Source organism: Aeromonas molluscorum, from assembly GCF_051376105.1.
GTDB classification, from domain to species: Bacteria; Pseudomonadota; Gammaproteobacteria; order Enterobacterales; family Aeromonadaceae; genus Aeromonas; species Aeromonas molluscorum.
Map to the genome: position 1 here is coordinate 88467 of NZ_JBPQCY010000001.1, position 21753 is coordinate 110219.

Below are 21753 nucleotides of genomic sequence, written 5' to 3' on the forward strand. Positions count from 1 at the left end.
TGACAAATTTTTTGTTGGTGGAAGTGAGCCTTAAGGCCGACCACTCAACACAATGGCGCTGCCGAATGTAATAAAGAGTCCACCGGTAAGGCGGGTAAAGAGTCGTTGACAGCGAACCGGGTTGAAGTAGCTACCGGCGTGCCTGGCCAAGGCGACATAGCTCAGATGCACCAGGCTGACGATGGCGCAAATGGTCAGATACATGACAAAAAACTGAAGCGGCAGTGGGCTCTGGTGGTCGAGAAACTGGGGCAACAAGGCGCAGAGAAAAATAATGGTCTTGGGGTTACTGGCCGAAACCAGAAAGGCTTGCCGCCACAGGGCGACACTGGACCTGGATTTGGCTGGCGAATCGGTCAGAGTCACTCCCTGGTTCGCCGACTTGGTCGCTCGCAGCGCCTTGCCGCCGAGGTAGATGAGGTAGCCGCCGCCAGCCAACTTGAGGGCGAGGAACAGGGGCGGCAGTGTCTGCAACAGTGCGCCTATACCCATGGCGACCAGCAAGATGAAAATGGCCTGACAGACAAGATTTGCGCTTATGGTGAGCAGCGCTGCCCGCCAACCGAGTTGCAGGCCATTCTTGATGACCAGCAAGACATTGGGGCCCGGGGTCAGAGTTGCCAGCAGATAAGCCAGCAGGAACAACGTCCATGTGTCCAGGTTCATACATATCCCTTGTAAAAAGAACTCATCATGCTGTGTGCCAAGGGAACCGTCCAGCAAGATATTCCACTTCTCGACCAAGCCCTGCACCAGGGGTTGCGAGTGCTTGTCTGTGCAAAACTCTCGGGTGGCACGCGGTGTCGGGGACGTGGCCGATCTGGCCTGGATATAAGGTTGTTAATCTCATCTTCTGAATATAAAAAACCGCCCTCAGGCGGTTTTCTTCATCATGGCGGCCCTTATTTCAGGGCTTTCTTCAACTTCTTGATCTTGCCTTCGTGCTTGGCGATCTTGGCCTGACGAGCTTCAATTTTCTTCTTGATGTCTTTCTTGGATGCCTTAGCCATTTTCTATTCTTCCTTAATGTGAGTACCGAGTACTCAGGGTGGTCTCTCCATCGACGACTGACTGATGGTAAGGGTTACTTATCGTCTTGCTGCGAGCGAATATATTGCCGAATGAAGCGGCGGATCTCTCGGGAGGCCGAGCTGTCTTGCTGCTCACACAGGTCGATAAAATGATCCCGCTCCTCACCTGAGAGGCGGATGATTAATTGGGCGTCCTTCTTGGGCTTGCTGGCCCGCTTGCGTGGCACCTGTTCCATCTGGTTTCTCGCGTATCGCCAATGTATATACACTGTAGTGCATTTTTACAGCAAAGCAAGTGAAAATAGCATCATATGGTAGCCATTCGCTGACTAGTCAGCCATTGCAAGGGGGCAGGACTGGGCTGCTGGGCAGAGCGACAAGGCAAAAAATAGAGCAGGGTGGCAGAGTCAATGCGAGGGGAGCCATCGTCTGTGCCATGGCAAATTCAGCGAGCGGCCGGGGTTGCCGGTCAGATAAAAAGGCGGGTTGTTATTGCCGATAGCAACACGGACAGATCTTCACTTAACACGCTGGTATCATTGCCGAGTTTATTATTCCCTCCGTATTCTGTTTCGCTCCCTATAAAGCAAACTGGACGGCTAACATAAAATATAAATGGATGCCTGAACCTGAGGTAATTGATTAAATATCTGTTGTCACTGCGACAATGTTTATTTTCCATCACGGTCTGCGATGAGTTATTTAGTATCTCTTGGTTGATCTAGTTTCACGGTAATATCGGCGAAAAGGTATACTGGCCAAGTTTTTTAAAGCATATAAGTTGTCAGCCATGTCTATTTCTGCCGAATTGTCCCCCTTGCAAGCCATGGTCCGCGCCGCTCAAAGCGGGTCGTTTCGATGTCAGGTATCCGACCACGGAGGATGAGGGGCTGACTCCCCTTATCGAGGAGCTCAACGAGCTGGCAGGCGATTTCGCGAACTGCACCGGCTGCAGGAGATCACGGCGGAGGTCAACAAGGGGCTTTTCATCGAAGATACCCTCATCTATGACAACTTTGCCGAGTTCATCCCCTATGATCGCATCGGTTGTGCCCTGCTCTGTGACGAGGGTGCGCGGGTACGCTCCTTCTGGTCAATGAGCCGGATCAGTCTGTCGCTGCGCCTCGAGGATGGCTATCGCGCCACCTTGGCAGGAGCCGCCTGGAGCAAGTTCTGGCGACAGGGGAGCCGAGGATCATCAACGATCTCGAGGCTTACCTGGCCAAGCACCCCAACTCCCTCTCGACCCGACTGGTGCTGCAGGAAGGGGGGCGATCCAGCCTGACCTGTCCGTTGCAGGTAGAAGGCCAGGGGATAGGTTTTCTCTTCTTCTCCAGCGCCAGCAAACACACCTACCAGAAACTCCATCAGGAGGTGTTCGTCTACCTGGCTCGCATCGTCTCCTCCATCATCGAGAAGGCGCAGCTCTACCGGCAGGTACATGAACTCAATATGCAACTCGAAGATGCCCTGGCCCGGCTCAGGGAGCAGTCTTGCCGGGATGCCTTGACCGAGACCCTCAATCGCGGCGCCATCATGGCATTCTTCGAGCAGCAGATGCAGCTGGCAGGTCGCAACAAGGTGCCACTCTGCCTGCTGATGCTGATGCTGATGCTGGATCACTTCAAGCAGATCAATGACAGCCATGGCCACCCCGCCGGAGATAAGGTGTTGCAGCAGCTGGTGCAGGTGTTGAGCGGGCAGCTGCGCGACAGCGACCGACTGGGGCGTTATGGCGGGGAGGAGTTCATGTTGATCCTGGCGCAAACGGAGCTGGAGTAAGGGGTCAAGGTCGCGGAGCGGCTGCGATGGGCCGTGGCGGCAATGGATCTGCGTTGCTCAGACAGTCTGGTGCCGCTGTCCATCAGTATCGGGGTGAGTGGCGTGACGCCCGGCAGCACTATCCCTTGTGCGGCGCTGCTGGAGCAGGCCGATCAGGCGCTCTATCACGCCAAACGGACGGGGCGCAATCGGGTTTGTCTTCATGGGGAAGGGGAGAAAGAGAGCTAGGGACGCGAGCAGAAGGCAGGTCATCCCCTCAACAAACAAGCGCCCCGCAGGGCGCTTGTTTGGTTTGGCTGAGGTGTCAGGCTTTCTTCAGGTAGGCCGCAACCAGCACTATCTGCACACCGTTGACCTTGCCTTCGATATGCAGCGGATTGTTGGTCAGGCGTATGCCTTTGACCAGGGTGCCGCGTTTGGCGGTAAAGCCGCCCCCTTTGACCTCAAGATCCTTGATCAGGGTGACGGCATCACCCTCTTGCAGCACGGCGCCGTTGGAGTCGAGGGTCGCGACGCTATCGTCATCTTCTGCGCTGACGCCAGCTTCGGCCCAGCTCTTGGTCTCCTCTTCCATGTACATCATGTCGAGCAGATCCTGAGCCCAGACTTCGCCCTGGCCAATTAGATACTTTAGCTGGCGCCATGCCAGTACCTGCACCGCAGGGACCTGGCTCCACATGCTGTCGCCCAGGCAGCGCCAATGGTTGACGACTGTGGTGTCAGGCTGTTCCAGCTGGCCAAGGCAAGTCGCACACAGGGCGGCACTGTGATCATCATTTTGTGCAGGAGAGTGGGGAACCTGATAGGCAGTCAGGGCCTGTTCGGCACTGCACAGTTCACACTTGGCGCCAGCGCGCGCCTGCAAGATGGCATTGATGGTCATATCAAGGAGTCCCGGATGATGATAGGCCCGCTGGGCCTGATAGGTGATTCGAGGCGCGCCTTGGGCGGGCGCCATAACAGGGGCCGTAATATAGCACAAAGCCCCTCTATTTGTCAGGGAAAAGCGCCGGGGCCATGCCGCCACCCAAACCCTTTATGGGGGGAGGGGATTGCAATTGGCAGTCAAGCTGGATAGGGCGATATTAATGGTTATTTGTACGCCATGATGGCGGCTTACCTGCTGGGTGTTTGCCATGGGTGTTGCGGATATTATATCCAGTGAAGAGGGATGCTTCTTGGTAGGGGCATGGTGCGTCATCTTTTGACGGTTATTCTCACTCTCTTTATAGGGCATTGGAATTAGTATTTGTTCATTTTTTGTTGTCATCAAAATAGTCCCCCTTGGGAGTTTGAAACGACAAAAAATACCTATTCATCTGTTTATATTGAATTTTTATGGTGGTGATTAATGATGAGCCAGGAACTCATCGCCCGGTGATGCGCTGATGTCTGCGGGCTCTCTCGTGGTATTCCCCAGCAGTATTTCTTCCGTTGTTGATTTATTGAACGTTATTTCAGTCTGCCATCGTCAGTGCTGTCACTTACGCGCAACAAATTCCTGTAATTGTTAACCAGCTCGCGGCATGAAGGGAGCCAAACTGGCACATTAGCGCGGTATTTGGCCCAGCCAATGCAGATGAAATAAGGTGCTGCCCGCCTGGCGGGTAATTAACGAACTTACCAATAAAAAGGAATACTGGCTTATGTCTGGACGACATTCACTGATAGCGGCGGCCGTTGGTCTGGCCCTGTCAGGGCAAACCCATGCCCAATTGCTCATCACCGAGTATCTGGAAGGATCCGGCAACAACAAGGCGGTCGAGCTGAGCAACCTGGGTAGCACGGCGCTGAACCTCGCCGACTACCGCCTTGCCCTCTATGCCAATGGGCGCACCCTGGCCCAGGGCCCGACCAACAGCCTCACCCTGCAAGGCCAGCTTGCCCCCGGGGCGAGTCTGGTACTGGCCCACCCGAGCGCGAGCGCCGACATCCTCGCCAAGGCCAACCAGACCAGTGGCAATCTCACCTTCAACGGTGACGACGGCCTGGTACTCTACCTAGGGGATGAGGTGGCTGACAGCCTGGGCCAGATTGGGGTCGATCCCGGCAGCGCCTGGCAATCGGGTTCGGTCAGCACCCTGGACATGACCCTGCGCCGCAAGGCCACGGTGAATCAGGGCCGTGTGGATGCCGGATCTCCCTTCGATCCCGCCCTGGAGTTCAGCGCCTTTGCCAAGGACGACGCTAGCGGCCTGGGCTGTAACGGTGAAGCGTCCTGTGATGACACTCTGCCGCCGACTGCATTTGTCTGCCCGGTTGATGGGCTGACCCCCATTCCTGCCATTCAGGGCAGTGGCGCCAGCAGTCCACTGGTGCCCGTCGGTCGTTTCGAATCGGGTGTCCCCTATGCCACTCGTGGCCGGGTCACTCAGGTGGTCAGTGGCCTCTACAAGGGCTTCTTCATCCAGGATCCGCAGGGAGATGGGGATGAGCGTACCTCGGATGGCATTTTCGTCCATAGCACCCAGAGCAACCCCGCCATCAAGCCCGGGGTCGAGGTCTGTGTGCAGGGCAAGGTGGCCGAGTACTACAACCAGACCCAGATAGGTGCTAGCGATCTGGTGGTGACCGATGCCAATGTGCAGCCGCTGGCGGCGGTGGATCTGCAACCCGATGGGAACGAATCCCTGCAGACACTGCTCGAGCGTCACGAAGGAATGCGGGTGCGTCTGGTGCCCGCCTCCAGCCTGGTGGTGACCCGCAACTTCAGTTTCGATTACGACGGCAAGCGCAACAATCTGCTGCTGGCCTATGGCGCGCCTCTTATCAAGTCGACCCAGAAGTTTCCGGCCATGAGTCAGGAGGCGAGCGACTGGGCCGCTCGCAACCTCGCCAACCAATTGGTGGTGGAGACGGATGCCAAGGCGCCGGACGGCGTCCTGCCCTGGTACCCGAGCTTCCATCCTGAGCAGGGTTATCTGCGCATCGGCGACAAACTCAATAACCTCGAAGGGGCCATCGGCTACTCCTACAGCCAGTATCGCCTGGTGGCCGACAACCAGATTGGCAGTGCCGACGTGGATCATGGCGGCTGGGACAGAACTGATACCCCCGAGCTCGCCATGACCGGCGATCTGCGCATTGCCAGCTTCAACGTGCTCAACTTCTTCACCAGCGTGGTAGGGGGAGATGCCAACCCGACCGGCAGCAACCGCGGCGCCCTGACCATCTCTGAGTTCGAGCTGCAGCGCGCCAAGATAGTCAATGCCATCACCCGCCTGAATGCGGATGTGGTGGGGTTGATGGAGATAGAGAACAACGGTTATGGCGAGCACTCGGCCATCGCCAATCTGGTGACAGCGCTCAATGCCGCCTTGCCCGATGAGGCGGATCACTATGCCTGGGTAGCCTCCCCGGATGGTCAGCCCATCGGCACCGATGCCATCACGGTCGGTCTTATCTACAAAGTCGCCAAGGTGCAACTTGCCGGTGGCGCCGAACTTATCCCCTTGCCAGTCCAGGTCGCCGAGACCCAGGATGCGGCGGGCAAACCGGTGAACATTCGCCAGGGTATGCGTGAATCCTTGCTGCAACGCTTTACCTCGCCCAAGGGCGATGCTCCGCTGACCCTGGTGGTCAACCACCTCAAATCCAAGGGATCGGCCTGCTTTGAGGATTATCCGGATTACGCCAGCGCCGATCCCCTCGATGGTCAGGGCCACTGCAATGCCCTGCGGGTCTCCGCCGCCAAGGTGCTGGCTGAGCGGCTGGCCACTGAGAGCGGCGATCTGCTGCTCATCGGCGATCTGAACGCCTACGGCCTGGAGGATCCCATCCGGGTGCTGACCGATTATGATCCGGCGGCGCAAGCGCGCCAGATTTTGAGCGCCTCCTTCACCACGCTGGCGGGACAGCCTTATGAAGAGCAGGGCGGGGCCCTTGGCAAGGGGGCTGGGCTTGTCAACCTCAATACCCAGTTCCACGGCACCGACACTTACTCCTACAGCTACGAAGGGGAGCTGGGCAATCTGGATCACGCCCTGGCAAATGCCTCCCTGGCTCGCAAGGTGGTGGGCATAGAGGATTGGCACATCAACTCGGCGGAGAGCAACTTCTTCGAATACGGGGTCAAGTACAGCGGCCAGTTGGCCAAGTCTGACAACCCCTTTAGCGCCTCGGACCATGATCCTGTGCTGATTGCCATCGACTATCCCGAGCCGCCGACGGGGATCATCGCCCTCGACAGCGCCGTGGCCCAGGTGGAGGAGGGGCAGACCCTAAGTCTGACCGTCAGCCGCAAGGATGGCAGCCATGGGGCGGCCAGCGTCGACTACCGTCTGGTGTTTGGCAGCGCAGGGGCCGCCGATGTGGCCCCGGTTTCCGGAACCCTCAACTGGTTAGCTGGCGACGAAGAGAGCAAGACCATCAGCATCCCGGTATTGAGCGATGGCCTGCACGAAGGGGACGAGCAGTTCACCCTGGTGTTGCAAGATGCCAGTGGCGCCACACTGGGTGAGCAGCGCCAGACCCTGGTCACCATCAAGGACAAGATGATGGCCGCCACCATCGCCATGGCACAAGAGGAGATGCGGGTCAGGGAGGGGCAGTGGTTCGCCGAGATCCCGCTGGTGCGCAGCGGCGATCTGAGCCAGCCAGCCCGTGCCCAGCTCGCCTTCCAGGGCCAGAGTGCTTACTGGGGTCTGGACTTTCTGCCCTGGCTCAGCCCTTCAGTGAGCTGGGCGGCGGGTGAGGGCGGTACCAAATCGGTCAAGGTGCTGATTTTGGATGACTGGTTCGTCGAGGGCACTGAACAGCTCACCGCCACCTTGCGTCAGGTACGCGGCGCGGCTGCGGGGGATCAACGCCAGACCCGGGTTCAGATAGAAGACAACGACAACCCTTGGTGGCCCTTTGGCCGCAAGTAAGCGGATGAGGGTGTGACAACGGGAGCCACAGTGGCTCCCGTTTTTTATGGGTAGTGTGGGATGAAAATAAAGTGTCATCCCTAAAAATAGAGTTTCATCCTTGACCATAAAGTATCACCCTAACTTGCGTGGGATGACGACTGGCATGCCAAGGAAAAGGCAAAACGCAGATAACAAAAAGCCCATCAATCGATGGGCTTTTTGTTGGGCCTGAGCTGGTGTTGCGCTTAGCTCTGGCTATCGATGACCAGCTTGCCATCCTTGACCGGGATGGTTTTACCCGGCTCGCGATCCATGCGGATCACCCCTTCCTGACCGGCCAGCTTGTAGCTGACATCATAACCCAGGGTGCGGGTGCTGCTCTCTTGCACCGTCTTGCAGCGTTGCTCGGTGGTGGTGTAGGTATCGCTGTTTTGCATGTTGCCTTGCACCTGATTACCGGCGTAGCCACCCGCCGCCGCCCCGGCGACGGTGGCCACCGTCTTGCCGCTGCCACCGCCAAACTGATGGCCCAGTACGCCGCCGAGTGCGCCACCGACCACAGTACCGAGGATCTTGTGTTGATCTTGCACCGGCTTGCGATGGGTCACTGTGACGTTGCGACACTCCTGACGTGGGGTCTTGATGGTCTCGGTGACCGGCTTGCTGGCCAGTACCTCGGCGAACTGGGGTTTGGACTCAAACAGTGAGCCACTTGCCACCGCCGAGAGGGTCACTGCCGAGGCTATACCGATGCCGAGACCGGCTAACAGGGACTTGTTCATCTCTCTCTCCTTACTATCCGTTGCTGCCTATGGTGAGGCTTGCCGCTATCTTGGCAGCTTGCGCAATAGTCTCAAGGCAAAGCCCCCCTGACTGCGACAAGGCCTGACTGCGCCAAAAAACGCCGCCTGCAAAAGTTGTCTGTAAATTGCGACATGCCAGCGCGGGATATGCGCAGCAACAGGCTGCGTGGGGCCGCTGAATGGGAAGGCCTGATCGGGGGAGGGAGCATGCGCAACGAGATGAACGGGGCCATGGTGCCATGGCCCCGTTGTGCGGGTCAGTGCGACGTCGTGCCCTTGATGCGTTTGTTCAGCGCCTCCCACAGGCCGGTGATCAAGTAGTAGAGTCCCCCCGCTTCGGTCGCCTTGGTGAACTCTGCCAGGGGCTCAATCATGCCGCTTCGAAATTTTTCAAGGGCCTCCTGGTCATCCCCGGCTTCTATGTAATCCCCCACCACCTCGAATCCTTGAGCGAGCAGCTGCTCTTTCTGCGATAAAAATGACGGCGCGGACATCTGCAAGAAGGTGACGCTGGCGGGATCCTGCCCCTGACGGAAGAACTGGTATTTGCTCATAAAGCCTCTGGTTCTGGTTAGCTCGGCGACATTGTCCGTGCTGGGCCGCGCCCTTGATAGACCCCATTTACGCTGTCAAATGGGGTCGGTTGTTCAGGTTGGCTTCAAGCCCGGGGGGGCCGGCATGGGGACTCGGTGACCCTTCAGGGATGAGCCAGCTCAGCGTCGCCGCGGCTTTCCCTTGCCAAATATCCGGGGGGCATGGAGCAGCAGGTAAATGAAGGTGCCGTGGGCGGCGGGGCCCCCGTAGGGAAGACTGGGGTTGATTAGATAGTCTTGATAGGTTTTGGCCGCCGTCCGGGCATCGGGGGCCAGTATGGGTTCCCCCATGACTTCCAGGCCCTGGGCCAGCAAGGTTTGCTTTTCTCTGAAAAAATCGGCGGCGGCCATGTCGAGCAAGGTGAAGGCGTCGGGCGCTTCCAGGGTGGCAAAAACTTGGTATTTGTTCATCGAGCCTCGGGCTGGGTGGTCGGGGTCAGTCACCATTATCGTCGCAAGTTCACTGGGGGGCGACTCCCTGACTTGGGGGCACCAGGCCAAGAAGAGGCTGTTATCGACACGCATCCGACTTATCATGGCGGCCCCATCATGGCGCCCGAAGGTAAGCGGTGAGAAAATCGGATCGACTGTTTCAATTGACCAATTTGCTGCGCGCGCACCAGCCGCTGACCGCCACTGCGCTGGCCGAGCGGCTTGGCGTGTCGGAGCGAACCATCTACCGCTATATGGACGATCTCTCCCTGGCGGGGATCCCCGTGTATGGGGAGGCCGGGGTCGGTTATCGGTTGAGTGAGGGGTTCGAGCTTCCTCCCTTGCAACTGTGCGCCGCCGAGCTCGAAGCGCTGATCACCGGGGTGAATCTGGTGACTGTGCTGACCGGCAAGGGGTTGGCGGATCCTGCACTATCCCTGCTGGCCAAGATAGAAGCGGCCTTGCCGGCGGGACGCCCTGCTTCTCTGGTAGCGCGGTCCGTGCGGGTGCCTGATTATCGCCGCGCCAGTGCGGAATATGGACGTTGGGATCAGTTGCATGGCGCCATTGCGGCCGGAGACTGGCTGACCATCGATTATGGCGCCGCATCGGGTCAACAGACCCGCAGGCTTGTCTATCCGCTGGGGCTCTTCTATTGGGGAGGCCGCTGGACCTTGGGTGCCTGGTGTACCCTGCGCCAAGGCTATCGGGATTTCAGGATAGATCGCATCGAGGCCCAGGCACCGGTACCGGACTGCGATGACCCGCCCGCCTGGGTGAGCCTGGCTCACTATCTTGACGAACGGCGCGCCGAGCCAGTGTCCAGGGACAGGGCTGCCTTCTCTGAGATCCGGCCGACTGTGGTCGAGTCGCCAAACCGCAAAAAAAGCGAACGGGACTGACACAAGGCTGTCAGTAGCACTGCCCTATGATCCCCTCTCCATTCAACCGGTATGAAGAGAGAGCAGAGATGATAGTCAATGGCGGTATGCAAGGGGTGGGAGGTCTGGAGTTTGCCACCTTCAGGCTCAAGGAGGGAGTGACAGAGCAGGCGTTGATCGCTCTGTCCCAGCGAGTCGAAGCCGAGTTTCTGGTGCAGCAGCAGGCGCTTATCGTCCACTGTTTGCTGCGCGGCGCCGATGGTATTTATGCCGATATGGTGATGGCCCCGAGCCAGGCATTGGCAGAAACCTATTGCCAGCAATGGTTGCACAACGAGGTGGCGGGTGAATACCTGGCGCTGCTGGAGACGAGCTCGGTCAATATGAGTTTCTGGAGCCGTATCAATTGAGAGTCCTGCCCCCTGGGGCGCAATCAGGGCGCAGTTCAGTACCAATGGGCGCCTGAGTGCTACTCATCATCAGTCGCATTGATAAGAGAACGGGCCCGAGGGCCCGTTGTTATGTCGATGATGTGAACTATCGCCTATTTGGTGTGGCGCTCATACAGGCGCGCCACTACATCCTTCAATCCCAGTCCCTCGTTTTGCAGCAGCACGGTCAGGTGATAGAGCAGGTCGGCGGATTCGTTGATCAGCTCCTCCCTGTCCTTGGCCATGGCGGCCAGGGCCACTTCGACCCCCTCTTCCCCGACCTTCTGGGCGATGCGCTTGGTGCCTTTGGCATAGAGGCTAGCAGTGTAGCTGGTGGTCGGATCCGCCCCCTTGCGCGCGGCCAGGATCTGCTCGAGCTCGGCGAGAAAACCGAGCGGCGGCACCGGGTGGGCATCGAAGCAGGAGGGGGTACCCAGGTGGCAAGTCGGGCCGATCGGGTTGGCGGCGATGAGCAGGGCGTCGCTGTCGCAGTCGGTGCTGATGGCGACGAGATTGAGCACATGGCCCGAGCTTTCGCCTTTGGTCCAGAGGCGCTGCTTGCTGCGGCTAAAGAAGGTGACCTGGCCAGTGGCCAGGGTCTTTGCCAGCGCCTCAGAGGTCATGAAGCCTTGCATCAGCAGCTGACCGCTGGCGGCGTGCTGCACCATGGCGGGGATCATGCCATCGCACTTGGCCCAGTCGAGCCGGTCGATGAGGGTGGGATCAATCAATGGATTATTCACGGATAGCGACTCCTTGGGTGCTAAGCCAACGCTTCAATTCGGGTATGGGAATGAGACCTTTGTGGAACACCGAGGCGGCCAGGGCCCCGTCCACATCGGCATCGATAAAGGCATCGCGAAAATGCGCCATGGTACCGGCGCCACCCGAGGCGATGAGGGGCACCTTGCACTGGGCGCGCACCAGCTTGAGCTGGTCAAGATCATAACCCTGGCGCATGCCGTCCTGATTCATGACGTTAAGCACTATCTCACCTGCGCCGCGTTGTTGCACCTCTTTGACCCAGTCGAGGGTATTCCAGGCGGTGGTGCGGGTACGGCTCTCGTCGCCAGTGAACTGCTTGACCTGATACTGGCGGCTCTGTTCATCGTAATAGGAGTCGATCCCTACCACGACACACTGGACGCCAAAGCGTTCGGCCAGGCGGGTGATCAGGGTTGGATCGGCCAGGGCTGGGGAGTTGATGGAGACCTTATCGGCCCCGAACTCCAGGATGCGCTTGGCATCGTCGACACTCTTGATGCCACCGGCCACGCAGAAGGGGATGTCGATCACCTCTGCCACCCGGCTCACCCAGCTCTTGTCGACCACCCGGTCATCGCTTGAGGCGGTGATGTCATAGAACACCAGCTCGTCGGCGCCCTCCTGGGCATAGCGGCGGGCGAGATCAACGATACCGCCCATCACTTCGTGATTGCGAAACTGCACCCCTTTGACCACGACGCCATCTTTGACGTCCAGACAGGGGATAATGCGTCTTGCCAGCATCAGTAGCCTCCTTCTTGTGGCGACAGGGTTTCCCCCTGGTTGGCCCAGCAATTGATGGCTTCGCTCACGCTGAACTTGCCCTCCAGCAGGGCGCGGCCAAGGATGATGCCCTTGACTCCCGAGCCCTTGAGCGCCTCTATGTCCCCCAAGCCGCCGATCCCGCCCGAGGCCTGGAAGGCGATGCTTGGGAAGCGAGCGCAGAGGTCGCGATAGAGTGCGACATTGGTCCCTTGCAAGGTGCCGTCCCGGCTGATGTCGGTACAGAGCACATGTTTGAGCCCGGCCGGCAGGAAGCGTTCGATCAGCGCCTCTATGGTGATGCCGCTGTCCTCTTGCCAGCCCGCGACCGCTATCTTGCGATTGCCCTGGGGGTCTATGTTGACGTCCAGGGCCAGCACTATCTGCTCGGGGCCGTATTTTTCCATCCAGCTGGCCACCAGATCGGGAGACTTGACGGCGGTGGAACCAATCACCACCCGGTTGGCGCCGGCGGCCAGCAAGTCTGCCACGTCCTGCTCGCTACGGACACCGCCACCGACCTGTACCGGGGCGTCGGTGGCGTCGAGCAGCTGCGCGATGAGGCTGAGCTGGCGGGCCTTGGCGTCTTTGGCGCCGTCGAGGTCGACCAGGTGCAGCTGTACCGCACCCTGGGATACGTATTCATCGAAGCGTGCCTGGGGAGCACTGGCATAGGCCGTCTTCTGGTCATAATCGCCCTGGTAGAGCCGCACCACCTGGCCGTTAATCAAATCAATTGCCGGAATAATCATCCTTGTCATAGCTCCAGGAAGTTTTGCAGTAAACGTGCCCCGGCGGCGCCTGAGCGCTCCGGGTGGAACTGGGCACCAAACACATTGTCCTGATGGGCGATGGCGGTGAAGGGTACCCCATAGTCGCAGCGGGCCAGGGTCGCCTGGGTCACCTCCAGGGCGTAGGAGTGGACAAAGTAGAAATAGCTGCCGCTGGGGATCCCCTTGAGCAGAGGGTGACGCTCATCGTGCTCTATCTGGTTCCAGCCCATGTGGGGCAGACGCAGCTTGCCCACCTCCATCAGTTTGATCTTGCCGGGAATGATGCCGAGGCAGGGGAGTTCGGCGCTCTCATCCATGGTCTCTTCGGAGGCCTGTGCCAGCATCTGCATGCCGAGGCAAAAGCCGAGCAGGGGCTGGCGGGCTTCGCGGATGAGCGGCACCAGCTCACGCTCGTTAAGATTCCTCATGGCCGCCACCGCCGTGCCTACCCCGGGCAGGATCAACTTGTCAGCGGCGCGGATATCCGCCGCTTCGCGGCTCACCTTTGGGCTGACTCCTAGCCGCTCGAAGGCCATGCGCACCGAGGCCAGGTTGGCGCAGCCGGTGTCGATGATCACCAGTTTCTGATTGCTCATCGTATCAGCCTCCCCATGGATGCGTGCGAGGTTGGCACCAGCAAGGTGGTCGCTATGGTGATCAAGGGTTGCTTGCTCATAATACCCCCTTGCTGGAGGGGAGATCCGTGCCTTCCACCCGGATGGCCTGGCGCAGTGCGCGGCCAAAGCCCTTGAACAGGGCCTCCACCTGATGGTGGCTGTTGCCGGCATCTACCGAAAGGTGCAGGGTGATGGCCATGGCGTCCGACAGGGAGCGGAAGAAGTGAGGCACCATCTCGGTGGCCATTTCGCCCACGTTGTCGCGGCCAAAGCCGGATTCGCAACGGAACACGAAGTAGGGGCGACCGCTCAGGTCCAGGGCTGCGCTCACCTTGGCGTCGAGCAGGGAGCCCTGGGCGGGCAGACGAGGTTGGGCATCGATCAGCGCCTCTACTTCGTCCATGGCGAGCACGAAGCCAAAGCGGCCTATGCCGCGTTTGTTACCCAGCGCCTCACGCAGGGCCTGACCCAGGGCCAGCCCCACATCTTCAACGGTGTGGTGATCGTCAATGTGCAGATCGCCGCTCACCGCCAGCTGCAGACTGAAACCTGCGTGAGTCGCTATCTGATCGAGCATGTGATCGAAGAAGCCGATGCCGGTGCTGATCTGGTTGCCTCCGCTCTTGTCCAGATCCAGTGCCACCCGGATACGGGTCTCCTTGGTGTTGCGCTCCACCAGGGCGGTACGGCCTTTACTGAGCAGCTGATCGCGAATGGCGAGCCAGTTGTGATCCTGGGGTTGGTAGCGAATGCCGCGGATGCCCATGTTTTCGGCGAGCTGGATGTCGGTCTGCCGGTCACCTATCACAAAGGAGTTGGCAAAATCGATGCGGCCCGAGGCGAGGTACTCCTTCACCAGCCCCAGATGGGGTTTGCGGCAGCTGCAGCCATCGGTGGGGAAGTGGGGACAGATGAGCACGCTCTCCCAGTGCACGCCCTGGGACTCGAAGATGTGCATCATCAGATCCTGGGGCGGCTGGAAGTGCTCAAGAGGCAGGCTACTGGTGCCCAGTCCATCCTGGTTGGTGACCATCACCAGTACATAACCTGCTGCCTGCAGCTCGCGCAGCACGGGTATCACCATGGGCTCGAAGCGCAGCTTGGCCAGGCTATCTACCTGCTTGTCGGTCACCGGCTCTTCAATCAGCGTGCCGTCACGGTCGATAAACAAAAATGGGGTTTTCATCTTTCTACATCCTTATAAACGGCTGGCGGGCGCAGTGCCGGTGGGCGTCTTGCCAGCGGATCCTTTCTGTGCGGTCAGGCTATCAGCAGATATGCCGTCAACGGAGAGGCCCCGCAATATGTCGAGCACGGCATCCATCTCGTCCTGATAACCCACGGTGATGCGAATGCTGTCTCCCAGGCCCGGCTTGGTGGAGAAGTCCCGCAAGATGATGCCGGCCGCCTTCATGGCGGCGAAGACGCGGGCACCATCGACAAAGCGCACCAGGATGAAGTTGCCCTTGTCTTCGAAGATCTCGCGCACGCAGGGCAACTCGATCAGGGTGCTTTTGAGCGCCGCCTTCTGGGCGTTTAGCTCAAGCACTCTCTCTTGCATCAGCGCAAGACCGACGGGGGTCAGGGCCTGAGCGGCAATCTGCGCCACGGGGTCGGCGATAGGATAGGGGGCGATCACCTTGGCAAGCAGGGCGATCACCTCGGGGGTGGCCAGGGTAAAGCCGCAACGGATCCCGGCCAGGGCGAACGCCTTGGAGAGGGTGCGGGTCACCACCAGATTGGGGAAACGGGCCAGCAGATCCACCACCGACGCTGCCGGGCAGAACTCGATATAGGCCTCGTCCACCACAACAATGGCGCGATCTCTGGCGGCCTCCAGCAGTGCGATGAGGCCATCACGACCCACCAGATCCCCGGTCGGGTTGTTGGGGGAGCAGAGGAACACCAGCTTGACCTCGGAGAGGGCATCGCGAATGGCGGGCCAGTCTGGCTGACGATCGGCGGTAAGAGGCTGTTCGACGATGCCGACCCCACAGGTCTCGGCACTGATGGCGTACATGCCATAGGTGGGCGGGCAGATGAGGATCTGATCTTCCCCGGCCTCGCAGAAGGTACGGATGAGCAGCTCGATGGCCTCATCGGCGCCACGACTCACCAGCACCTGATCGGCGTTGACCCCGGCATAGGCCGCGTAGCCATCGACAACCTGGGTTGGCTGGCACTCGGGGTAGCGATTGAATTTGCTGCTCTCCACACTAAAGGGAGTGGCGCGCGGGGCTTCGTTGGCATTGAGCCAGACGTGGCCATTGCCGCCGATGCGGCGGGCCGACTGATAGGGGGTGAGGGCGCGCACCACACGGCGAGCCAGCTTGGCGATACTCATGACAGATCCTTGTGCTGCAGAATTTCTTGCGACGCGCCCGCGAGGGCATTGAGCCTGAGGGTCACGGCGTTATTGATGGGGGCATCGAGCACCCTTGGTGCGGTGGTATTCATGTCCGCTCCTTTTGTTGCAGTGCATTCAATCTCAGGGTAACGGCGTTTTTGTGGGCATCCAGTCCCTCGGCCTGGGCGATGCACTGGACGATGGGTCCGAGCCCCTGAATACCCTCGGCGCTCAGCTCTTGTACCGTGAAGCGACGCTGATAATCGGCCAATCCCAGGCTGGAGCAGGTGCGGGCATAGCCGTAGGTGGGCAAGGTGTGGTTGGTGCCGCTGGCGTAATCGCCGACCGACTCGGGTGTCCATGCTCCCAGGAAGATGGAGCCGGCATTCTCGAGCTTGTCCAGCAGCTGCCGCGGCGCCCGGGTCTGCACTATGAGGTGCTCCGGCGCATAGGCGTTGGAGATGGCGCAGGCCTGGTCCAGATTGTCGCACAGGATAGTCAGACTGGCGGCCAGGGCCTGGGTGGCGATGTCGCGGCGGCTGAGCAGGGCCAGCTGGCTGGCCAGCTCCCCCTTGACCGCCTCGGCCAGGTCGGCGCTGGTGGTGACCAGCACGACCTGGCTGTCCGGGCCGTGTTCGGCTTGGGAGAGCAGATCCGAGGCAACGAAGGCGGCATTGGCCGTGTCGTCGGCAATGACCAGCACCTCGGAGGGGCCGGCTGGCATGTCGATGGCTGCACCGCGCCAGTCACGGGAAACCTGCCCTTTGGCTTCGGTCACATAGCTGTTGCCCGGGCCGAAGATCTTGTCCACCTTGGGGATGGACTGGGTGCCATAGGCCATGGCGGCGATGGCCTGGGCGCCTCCGATGGCGAACAGCTGTTTCACTCCGCAGGCGCGGGCGGCAAACAGGATCTCGTCGCTGGCCGGGGAAGGCGTGCAGAGCACCACCTCGCGGCAACCGGCGATGGCGGCGGGAATGGCCAGCATCATCACGGTGGAGGGGAGGGGGGCGCTGCCCCCCGGGACATAGAGACCAACCCTGCCGATCGGTTGAGTGCGCAGCTCGCACAGTACCCCTGGTTGGGTCTCGAGGCGCAATGGAGGTTGCACCTGCGCGGCATGGAAGCTGCGGATGTTTTTGGCGGCGGCCAGTATGGCAGCCTTGATATCATCGCCCAGACGGGCACAGGCGGCATCGATCTCCGCCTCGCTCACCCGCAATGTTTGGCGGGGGGCACGCTCGAAACGTTGACTCAGCTCGCGCAGCGCATCATCGCCGCGGGTTTTGACTGCAGTGATGATCTCCGTCACCACGGCACCGACATTGGCTTCGTCGTCCAGGGCGGGCCGGGTCAGGGCCTCGGCCTGCCGGACGGGGGAGAGCTGATTCCAGATCAGGGTCTGCATAGGTTCCCGCCTTATTCCATCATTTTTTCGATGGGCAGTACCAGAATGGAGCTGGCACCCAGTGCCTTGAGCTGCTCCATGGTTTCCCAGAACAGGGTTTCGCTGGATACCACGTGCAGGGCGACCTGGTTGGTGTCCCCGGCCAGCTGCATGATGGTGGGGCGCTCTGCGCCAGGCAGCAGATCCGTAATGGCATTGAGCTTGTCTTTGGGAGCGTGCAGCATGATGTACTTGCTCTCACGCGCCTGCTGCATGCCCTGGATGCGGGGTAACAGCTTGTCGATGATCTGCTGTTTGGCTTCGTTCAGGGGATTGGGGGCTTGCACCAGCACGGCCTTGGAGCGGTAGATGACTTCCACCTCTTTCAAGCCATTGGCTTCCAGGGTGGCACCGGTGGAGACCAGATCGCAAATGGCATCGGCGAGGCCAGCGCGGGGAGCCACTTCCACCGAACCACCCAGCATGACACTCTTGAACGCGAGACCTTTGTCGTCGAAGAAGCGCTTGAGCAGGCCAGGGTAGGAGGTGGCGATGCGTTTGCCGGCCAGACTCTCCGGACCTGAATAGCTGGCATCTTCCGGGACCGCCAGGGAGAGACGGCAGCCCCCGAAATCGAGCTGTTTGAGGGTCTTGACCTCGAAAGGCAGCCCTTGGGACTGACGGATGAGCTGCACCTCTTCGAGGACGTTCTCACCTATGATGCCAAGGTCGACCACCCCCTCCATCACCAGACCCGGAATGTCATCATCGCGCACCCGCAGAATGTCGATGGGCATGTTCTCTACGTGGGCGATAAGACGCTGCTCACGCAGATTGATCTTGAGGCCGCAGCTCTTGAACAGGGCTTGGGAGTCCTGGCTCAGACGACCCGATTTTTGCATGGCGATGCGCAGACGTTGTGTTTCCATTGCTCGATTTCCTTCTAGTCAAAAACGAAAAAACCCTCGGAAGTGTGTGCTTCCGAGGGTTTATGAATCTTGCGGTCCTTTTGGAAGTCACCTGTTAAGTGTCTTCCAGCAGCCAACCTCCTGAAAGACTATTCGGGATGATGATGGTGGTGATGAGTCTTCAGTGAGGTGAACTTCATGTAAACAATCCTTTACAAATAAGATGTCGTTACTGACGCAGGAATTACATTACCGACCTTGACGAAAATTGCAACCAAGGAATGTAAATATCGCGAAGAAAGTAAGGAATGGTCGCCAGTGGTCGATAATAAGACAATGTCAGTACGGAGGACGTCCCATGCCTAATCAGGATCTGCTCTTTCCCATCTTGCCGCGGGCTCCGGCCACCCCGGGCAGTGATGCCATTCGCCGTGAGGTCAACCCCATCGACCACAAGCACCAGACTCACGAGATAGGCACAGAGCGTGATGGGGGCCAGGGCACGCCTCAGGAGTCGCCGCGTTCCAAGACCCCGCCGCCACCCAGTCAGGGCGAGGTTGATGAGCAAGGAGGACACAAGCCGGATCCTGACCACAAGATCGACTTGTTCGTCTGAGCGTTTGGCTTGCCCCCGCTTTTGGCTATAATCGCTCCCTTTGCTTGTGGGAATCCCTCCTTGACCATCCAGACCCTGTTCTCAGAAGGCGGTCCTCTTGCCCGTCATATCGACGGTTTTCTGGCCCGAGCCCCTCAGCTGGAGATGGCTGAGGCGGTGGCGAACACCATCAAGGGCCACGACCGTCTGCTGGTCGAAGCGGGGACGGGGACCGGCAAGACCTACGCCTATCTGGTGCCAGCCCTGGAATCGGGCAAGCGGGTCGTCATCAGCACCGGCTCCAAAAACCTGCAGGAACAGCTCTTCTACCGGGACTTGCCCACCATCACGGGGGCGCTCGATTACAACCAGCCCGTGGCCCTGCTCAAGGGGCGCAGCAACTATCTCTGTGTCGAGCGCATGAACCGCTTGATGAGCGAATCCCATCTGCAAAAACCGGAAGTGATGAGCGACCTGGTCCGGGTCAAATCCTGGTCGAGTACGACAAACACCGGCGATGTAGGGGACATTCCCGGCTTGCAGGAGAACGCCGAGATCTTGCCCCAGATCACCAGCACCAATGACAACTGCCTCGGTCGGGATTGCCCCTATTACGAGGATTGTCATCTGGTGATTGCCCGGCGCCGCGCCATGGATGCCCAGGTGGTGGTGATCAATCATCACCTCTTCTTCGCCGATATGGCGGTGAAAGATACGGGATTTGGCGAGTTGGTGCCGGAAGCCCAGGTCTATGTGTTTGACGAGGCCCACCAGCTCGGCGAGATAGCCACCAACTACTTTGGCAAGTCGGTATCGAGCCGCACTATCCAGGACTTGGCTCAAGATATCCAACTTGCCTACCGGGCCGAGGCTCATGACATGGCCCAGCTCGGCAAGAGTGCCGATCGGCTGAGTATTGCCAGTCAGGATCTGCGCCTCGCCTTCGGGGTCGATGGCGGGCGGGGCAACAGTCGGGATCTGCTGCGACAGCCCCAGTGGGGCCAGGCCCTGGCCCGGCTAAATGATGCCCTTGAGTTCTGCTATGAGGTGCTCAAACTTGCCTTGGGACGCGGTGAGCAGCTCGATCACTGTTTCGAGCGACTCTGTGAGGTCAGGACGCGACTCGGGGAGGTGCTGGCCATCAACCAGATGGGTTACTCCTACTGGTATGAGTGTACCCGGCTCCATTTCTCCCTCAATCTGACCCCCTTGTCGGTGGCCGAGCGATTCGGCGCCGAGGTGATGCGCCCCGAGGTATCGTGGATCTTTACCTCGGCCACTTTGACGGTGGACATGGGCTTTGATCACTTCAAGGCTGAGTTGGGACTGGCGGGCAGCCGTGAGCTTATCCTGGACAGCCCCTTCGATTATGGTGAGCAGGCGCGATTGTGCGTGCCCCGCCAGCTGCCCGAGCCCAATGCGTTTGGCCGTGGCGAACAGCTGGCATTGCGGCTCATCCCCCTCATCAACAAGACGCCGGGGGGCTGTTTTTTCCTCTGCACCAGCCATCAGGTGATGCGCCAGGTGGCCGAGGTGCTGCGCCGGGAGATAGGCCGTACCGTCTTGCTGCAAGGGGAAGACAACAAACAGCGGCTGCTCTCGACCTTTGTCGAGAATGGTCGCGCCGTGCTGGTGGCGACCAGCAGCTTCTGGGAGGGGATAGACGTCAGAGGGGCGGCGCTCTCCTGTGTTATCATCGACAAGCTGCCGTTTGCGAGTCCGGATGATCCCCTGCTCAAGGCGCGGGTCGACGACTGCAAGCTCAAGGGGGGCGATCCCTTTGCCGATATCCAGCTGCCCAAGGCGGTGATAGCACTCAAGCAGGGGGTCGGGCGGCTCATACGTGATCGCCGTGATCACGGCGTTCTGGTCATCTGTGATCCGCGCATGGTCAACAAGCCCTATGGCGCCACCTTTATCAAGAGCCTGCCAGCCATCCCCCGGACCCGGGATCTGGATTGTCTGGGCGAGTTCTTTAGCGGTTTGGCCGAGGCGGCGAGTCCGGACTCGGCCCCGACCGATCTGTTTCAATGATGTCTTTTAGAGAAGAGTTGCGAATGAACGAGTTGAAGATCCTGGCCCTCGATACCGCCACCGAAGCCTGCTCCGCCGCCTTGCAGGTCGGAGAGTCCGTCTATGCCCGTTGGGAAGAGGCACCGCGAGATCACACCAAAAAGATACTGCCCATGGTGCAGGCCCTGCTCGATGAAGCCGGGATAACCTTGAGCGAGCTCGATGCCATTGCATTTGGCCGTGGTCCCGGCTCATTCACCGGGGTGCGGATCGGGGTTGGCGTGGCGCAGGGGCTGGCTTTTGGTGCCGGTGTGCCGCTGATTGGTATCTCGACCTTGGCTGCCATGGCTCAGGGCGCTTATCGCCTGGATGGGGCCGAGCGGGTAGTCAGCGCCATCGATGCCCGCATGGGGGAGATCTATCTTGGCCGCTATCTGCTGCAAGATGGCCTCATGGTATTGGACGGCGAAGAGCAGGTCACTGGGCCAGAGGCCGTGGCGCAAGCAGATACCCTTTCCGGTCTCTGGTTTAGCACGGGTACAGGGTTCGAGACCTATGCTGATCTCCTGAGCGGTCTGGCCGATGAACTGAGGCCCTGTCCGGCGGCCCGCCTGCCGGCAGCCCAGGACATGCTGCCCCTGGCCAAAGCCGCCTGGCTGGCTGGCAGCGCCGTGGCTCCGGAGCAGGCGACCCCCGTATATCTGAGAGACAAAGTCACCTGGAAGAAGCTGCCTGGACGGGAATGAGTCGGGTCTGTCGTGAAGCCAGGTCAAAGGAGAGGGA

Annotated in this window: 20 protein-coding genes, 1 pseudogene and 1 other annotated feature; of the genes and pseudogenes, 7 read left to right on the plus strand and 14 right to left on the minus strand. The window is 59.8% G+C overall.

Annotated elements, in window-relative coordinates:
* Positions 1-30: 30 nt before the first annotated feature.
* Both ACSMDR_RS00390 and ACSMDR_RS00395 read right to left on the minus strand, forming a co-directional pair.
* Positions 31-666 (minus strand): LysE family translocator, encoded by a 636-nt coding sequence (locus ACSMDR_RS00390; protein WP_436466635.1) that lies wholly within the window; start codon positions 664-666, stop codon positions 31-33.
* A gap of 418 nt (positions 667-1084) precedes the next feature.
* A complete protein-coding gene (locus tag ACSMDR_RS00395; RefSeq protein WP_436466636.1) occupies positions 1085-1267 on the minus strand; it encodes a hypothetical protein in 183 nt (60 codons plus the stop codon).
* 853 nt (positions 1268-2120) lie between these two features.
* Between ACSMDR_RS00395 and ACSMDR_RS00400 the strand changes: the two are divergent.
* Positions 2121-3041: pseudogene (locus ACSMDR_RS00400) on the plus strand (sensor domain-containing diguanylate cyclase).
* A gap of 76 nt (positions 3042-3117) precedes the next feature.
* On the opposite strand, the gene ACSMDR_RS00405 reads toward ACSMDR_RS00400, so the two are convergent.
* Complete coding sequence (locus ACSMDR_RS00405; RefSeq protein WP_436466637.1) at positions 3118-3696, minus strand: PhnA domain-containing protein; 579 nt, start codon at positions 3694-3696, stop codon at positions 3118-3120.
* A 763-nt stretch (positions 3697-4459) separates the two neighbouring features.
* On the opposite strand from ACSMDR_RS00405, the gene ACSMDR_RS00410 reads away from it, so the two are divergent.
* Positions 4460-7681, plus strand: coding sequence for an ExeM/NucH family extracellular endonuclease (locus tag ACSMDR_RS00410; RefSeq protein WP_436466638.1), 3222 nt, complete (start codon positions 4460-4462; stop codon positions 7679-7681).
* Positions 7682-7908: 227 nt separating this feature from the next.
* Here ACSMDR_RS00410 and ACSMDR_RS00415 read toward each other — a convergent pair whose 3' ends face one another.
* The 3 genes from ACSMDR_RS00415 to ACSMDR_RS00425 form a co-directional block, all read right to left on the minus strand.
* Positions 7909-8445 carry a glycine zipper 2TM domain-containing protein gene (locus ACSMDR_RS00415; protein ID WP_436466639.1) on the minus strand — a complete coding sequence of 179 codons (537 nt, stop codon included), beginning with the start codon at positions 8443-8445 and terminating at the stop codon, positions 7909-7911.
* A 278-nt stretch (positions 8446-8723) separates the two neighbouring features.
* Positions 8724-9020, minus strand: a complete 297-nt coding sequence (locus ACSMDR_RS00420) for a hypothetical protein (protein ID WP_436466640.1) — start codon at positions 9018-9020, stop codon at positions 8724-8726.
* 159 nt (positions 9021-9179) lie between these two features.
* On the minus strand, positions 9180-9470 hold the full coding sequence (locus ACSMDR_RS00425; RefSeq protein WP_436466641.1) for a hypothetical protein: 291 nt from the start codon (positions 9468-9470) through the stop codon (positions 9180-9182).
* Between the two features lie 185 nt (positions 9471-9655).
* Between ACSMDR_RS00425 and ACSMDR_RS00430 the strand changes: the two genes are divergently transcribed.
* Both ACSMDR_RS00430 and ACSMDR_RS00435 read left to right on the plus strand, forming a co-directional pair.
* Entirely contained in the window at positions 9656-10393 is a 738-nt protein-coding gene (locus tag ACSMDR_RS00430) for a helix-turn-helix transcriptional regulator (RefSeq protein WP_436468159.1), read from the plus strand.
* Positions 10394-10461: 68 nt separating this feature from the next.
* Complete coding sequence (locus ACSMDR_RS00435) at positions 10462-10782, plus strand: hypothetical protein (RefSeq protein WP_436466642.1); 321 nt, start codon at positions 10462-10464, stop codon at positions 10780-10782.
* Between the two features lie 134 nt (positions 10783-10916).
* Here the strand turns inward: ACSMDR_RS00435 and hisIE are convergent, their stop codons facing one another.
* The 8 genes from hisIE to hisG all read right to left on the minus strand — a co-directional run bounded on the left by hisIE (position 10917) and on the right by hisG (position 18383).
* On the minus strand, positions 10917-11546 hold the full coding sequence (gene hisIE / locus ACSMDR_RS00440) for a bifunctional phosphoribosyl-AMP cyclohydrolase/phosphoribosyl-ATP diphosphatase HisIE (RefSeq protein ID WP_436466643.1): 630 nt from the start codon (positions 11544-11546) through the stop codon (positions 10917-10919).
* Entirely contained in the window at positions 11539-12312 is a 774-nt protein-coding gene (hisF, locus tag ACSMDR_RS00445; protein ID WP_436466644.1) for an imidazole glycerol phosphate synthase subunit HisF, read from the minus strand. The genes hisIE and hisF overlap by 8 nt, the downstream gene beginning before the upstream one ends.
* Entirely contained in the window at positions 12312-13082 is a 771-nt protein-coding gene (hisA, locus tag ACSMDR_RS00450; protein WP_040319375.1) for a 1-(5-phosphoribosyl)-5-[(5-phosphoribosylamino)methylideneamino]imidazole-4-carboxamide isomerase, read from the minus strand. Before hisA ends, hisF begins: the two co-directional genes overlap by 1 nt.
* Positions 13083-13087: 5 nt before the next feature.
* Complete coding sequence (hisH, locus tag ACSMDR_RS00455) at positions 13088-13699, minus strand: imidazole glycerol phosphate synthase subunit HisH (protein ID WP_436466645.1); 612 nt, start codon at positions 13697-13699, stop codon at positions 13088-13090.
* A 76-nt stretch (positions 13700-13775) separates the two neighbouring features.
* Positions 13776-14906 (minus strand): bifunctional histidinol-phosphatase/imidazoleglycerol-phosphate dehydratase HisB, encoded by a 1131-nt coding sequence (hisB, locus tag ACSMDR_RS00460; protein WP_436466646.1) that lies wholly within the window; start codon positions 14904-14906, stop codon positions 13776-13778.
* A gap of 12 nt (positions 14907-14918) precedes the next feature.
* Positions 14919-16064: a histidinol-phosphate transaminase gene (hisC, locus tag ACSMDR_RS00465; RefSeq protein WP_436466647.1), complete on the minus strand. Its 1146-nt coding sequence runs from the start codon at positions 16062-16064 to the stop codon at positions 14919-14921.
* A 109-nt stretch (positions 16065-16173) separates the two neighbouring features.
* On the minus strand, positions 16174-17475 hold the full coding sequence (hisD, locus tag ACSMDR_RS00470) for a histidinol dehydrogenase (RefSeq protein ID WP_436466648.1): 1302 nt from the start codon (positions 17473-17475) through the stop codon (positions 16174-16176).
* Positions 17476-17486: 11 nt separating this feature from the next.
* Complete coding sequence (hisG, locus tag ACSMDR_RS00475; RefSeq protein WP_005909909.1) at positions 17487-18383, minus strand: ATP phosphoribosyltransferase; 897 nt, start codon at positions 18381-18383, stop codon at positions 17487-17489.
* Between the two features lie 24 nt (positions 18384-18407).
* Positions 18408-18536, minus strand: a sequence feature (His leader region).
* A gap of 184 nt (positions 18537-18720) precedes the next feature.
* Between hisG and ACSMDR_RS00480 the strand changes: the two genes are divergently transcribed.
* The 3 genes from ACSMDR_RS00480 to tsaB are packed head-to-tail and all read left to right on the plus strand — an operon-like array spanning position 18721 to position 21716.
* On the plus strand, positions 18721-18978 hold the full coding sequence (locus ACSMDR_RS00480; protein ID WP_005909907.1) for a hypothetical protein: 258 nt from the start codon (positions 18721-18723) through the stop codon (positions 18976-18978).
* Between the two features lie 60 nt (positions 18979-19038).
* The gene (gene yoaA, locus ACSMDR_RS00485) at positions 19039-20991 is read left to right on the plus strand and encodes a DNA repair helicase YoaA (RefSeq protein WP_436466649.1); all 1953 of its coding nucleotides are present in this window, start codon (positions 19039-19041) and stop codon (positions 20989-20991) included.
* A gap of 23 nt (positions 20992-21014) precedes the next feature.
* On the plus strand, positions 21015-21716 hold the full coding sequence (gene tsaB, locus ACSMDR_RS00490; protein WP_436466650.1) for a tRNA (adenosine(37)-N6)-threonylcarbamoyltransferase complex dimerization subunit type 1 TsaB: 702 nt from the start codon (positions 21015-21017) through the stop codon (positions 21714-21716).
* The last annotated feature ends 37 nt before the right edge of the window (positions 21717-21753 follow it).